Consider the following 2,753-nt stretch of genomic DNA (forward strand, 5'->3'; position numbering starts at 1 on the left):
TGGCTGGAGCAAAAACATGGCGCCAGATCACGTCGCACCTGGCGCAAGCTGCATCTGGCAGTGGATGCCAAAAGTGGGCGATGTCACGTTGTTTGATCAACGGCCGAAAAGTCGCTTGTCGGTAAACTCAGACAATTGCAGCGGTCACGGCCTTCCACTGTGCCATGGCGCGGATCCGATGAATATGGGTGGCTAGGGCTGAGTGTCTCTGGTGCGGCGCGACGTATCGCGGCGGGTCTGGACGATCTCATCGAGAACGTAGCCGTCCTGGTCAACGGCGCGCCAAAGCCAATGTTTTCGGCCGCCGATGGAAATCACGACCTCGTCCAGATGCCAGATATCCTTTCGCGACGGCTTCTTTCTACGCAACTGCTTGACTAGGCTGCCCCGAATTTGCGGCCCCATCGCCGTATCGTTTCGTAAGAAACGACGATACCGCGCTCCACCAACATTTCTCGACCAGCCGCAGGCTCAACGGGAACCGGAAATACAGCCAGACCGCACGGGCAGATAATCTGCGGCGGAAATCGGTGGTTCTTGTAGCTGATGGTCGATGAGGTCATCTCAACCGTATTATCCGCCACCCGTTAAGTTGCCGACAACGTGACATCGCCAGCCGCGCTGATGCTGGTGGGCATGCGCGAGCGCGCTGTCGCCGCACAGACGCAGCTTGCCAATACGATTCGTGGCTATGCAGCCGAGTTCGGGCTGACCGCGGCCTCACTTACAAAGTGGTTATATTGCATTGCAGCAAGCGCATACCTGCACTGCGATCTGAGCGCTGGCGTTAGGGGCAGCCTCTGCTATCTTCTGACCATCGAAGCGATGCTCCTCTTCCTCGCAAAGCTTCGTGTCCCAGGTGAACCTATTCCTCCTCCCAAGGGGCGCTTGACGGAACAGCGGACTCCTCCCCCAGCCGCTGTTCAATTAGAAAAGTCTGCCGCACCTCCTCCCGCGGCAGGCTTTCTCGTTTTCCGAGATGATCAAGCTCTCAGCTCAGGCGCTCAATTAGGCTGTGCGGAAAATTGAGTCTTGGCATGTTGGTCTTACCGCGGCCCCGACGCGGATCAGCTCTTCGGGATCGAGTGGCTTGCCCTTGGTCACAAGTTTCTCGGCTTTCGCATTCGCCGCCTTCTCGAGGGCGCAGAGGGCAGTCTGTGCTCCCCAACATTCGCAGCCGAAAATCTCTGCCGATGGGAGACATGCGGTTAACCAGAAAATTTGCGACAGGCCGAAATTCTGATTGAGTTCCGGTTGAGTTCAAGAGCAATCGCTGATCCCCGAACTTGGTTCCTAATGCAAGCCAGACGAGCCGTTTATCTTCCAAGATCCATCTGATGGACAAGCGACACCATTGAACCGAGTCACGCCCTCGAGACTGTGCTTGCTTGTGACGAAGTCGCGGCATCCATTTGGATTGTTTGTATCCGGCCGGACCTGCTCGATCACCCCGGCGCTGCCAGTTGACGGGTTTGCCCACGCTAGCGGATCAGAGCCGATCGTCGCCCGTCCCACGGTTTCGGCGATCACCGTTTGGTCAGTGATCGGAACTGCCGCCGCAGCGACCGGAGCAACTGTGGACGTCTGAAGCGGTTCGGGACGTGAGCAAGCGGTAAGCACCAGCGCAGGGAACACGATGGCAATCACGATCAGTTTTGAAAGCATCGAGTGACAAACCAGCCTTTCGGACGCTGCATATGACATCATATTGTGACCAGATGCGGGCGCCATTGACTGCTCATTTCGCGGACAACGACGAAAATCTCGAACAATAATGATTCAAATTCTCAAAGACCCAATAGGCTGGCTCGCAAATTGCCCCATCTTCAGGAAATCGGTGGCGGTGCGCCAATGGCTACCGCCATTACTCCGTGATGAGTCCTGGCGATCCTTAAACGGGGTCGGTGTTGGGCAGAGTGACTGACGAGTTTTCGCCAGCATTTCGGTTGAAGTACCGGACCTCTGAATGCTAGCATGCTGTCGGGCTTGTCGCAAACTTCCACAGAGGCCGCGGCTATCCCCTGAACGATGCTATTTTCATGTTTTGTTAACCTTTGTAAGTCCGAAGAGGCGCGCAACCAAATCGTCTTGATCGTTGATCGTCCAGCCGCCGGAAAAGCCGAAGCCTTTTCTCAACCACAGCATCGCCTCGAAACCGGCAATCGTTCGCCGCGCCGTGTTGAAGGATTGGAAGCCGCCGATCTTCGGCATGTTCTTTTTCACACGGAAATGATCGCTCTCAATGCCTTGTTGCAGGTGCTTGGTCACATAGTGCACGGGGTCGGGCTGTAGAAGCCCGTCTTCAACCGAAGCTTTGATTGCCGACGGGAAGGTATTGGCACCATCTGTGCTGATCTTGTTCGGCGACAGTAAGGGTTGATCTTTCAGCGTCTTGCGGAAGAACCGCTTGGCGGCTTCGAGATCTCGCTTTGCAGAAAGCAGGAAATCCACCGGGTTGCCATGCTTATCGATGGCTCGGTACAGATAGCGCCATTTGCCGCGGATCTTAACGTAGGTCTCGTCAATCCGAACCGATCCGCAATGCGGCCGGCGAAACTGGCGAAGACGCTTCTCGATCATCGGCGCATAGCTCAATACCCAGCGGTTGATCGTGCTATGATCGACCTCGAAACCGCGCTCTTCGAACATTTCTTCCAGATCTCGATAGCTCAGGGGGGCGATGTCACGTTGTTTGATCAACGGCCGAAAAGTCGCTTGTCGGTAAACTCAGGCAATTGCAGCGGTCACGGCTT

Annotated in this window: 1 protein-coding gene and 4 pseudogenes; 1 reads left to right on the plus strand and 4 read right to left on the minus strand. The window is 55.9% G+C overall.

All coding sequences use genetic code 11. The annotated features are described in order from the left end of the window. Positions 1-127: 127 nt before the first annotated feature. Positions 128-610 (minus strand): annotated as a pseudogene (locus FFR93_RS40285) (DDE-type integrase/transposase/recombinase). Between the two features lie 5 nt (positions 611-615). On the opposite strand from FFR93_RS40285, the pseudogene FFR93_RS40290 reads away from it, so the two are divergent. After that, positions 616-720, plus strand: a pseudogene (locus FFR93_RS40290) (IS110 family transposase); the annotation flags it as partial. A 295-nt stretch (positions 721-1,015) separates the two neighbouring features. Here FFR93_RS40290 and FFR93_RS41855 read toward each other — a convergent pair. From FFR93_RS41855 to FFR93_RS40305, 3 genes and pseudogenes are all read right to left on the minus strand, one after another. Continuing rightward, positions 1,016-1,143, minus strand: a pseudogene (locus tag FFR93_RS41855) (SOS response-associated peptidase); the annotation flags it as partial. Positions 1,144-1,293: 150 nt separating this feature from the next. Beyond that, positions 1,294-1,731, minus strand: a complete 438-nt coding sequence (locus FFR93_RS40300) for an RT0821/Lpp0805 family surface protein (protein ID WP_246661439.1) — start codon at positions 1,729-1,731, stop codon at positions 1,294-1,296. A gap of 306 nt (positions 1,732-2,037) precedes the next feature. After that, positions 2,038-2,676 (minus strand): annotated as a pseudogene (locus FFR93_RS40305) (IS6-like element ISRle6 family transposase); the annotation flags it as partial. Between the last annotated feature and the right edge of the window lie 77 nt (positions 2,677-2,753).

The sequence above is a fragment of the Rhizobium sp. MHM7A genome (genome assembly GCF_005862215.1).
Taxonomy (GTDB): domain Bacteria; phylum Pseudomonadota; class Alphaproteobacteria; order Rhizobiales; family Rhizobiaceae; genus Rhizobium; species Rhizobium bangladeshense.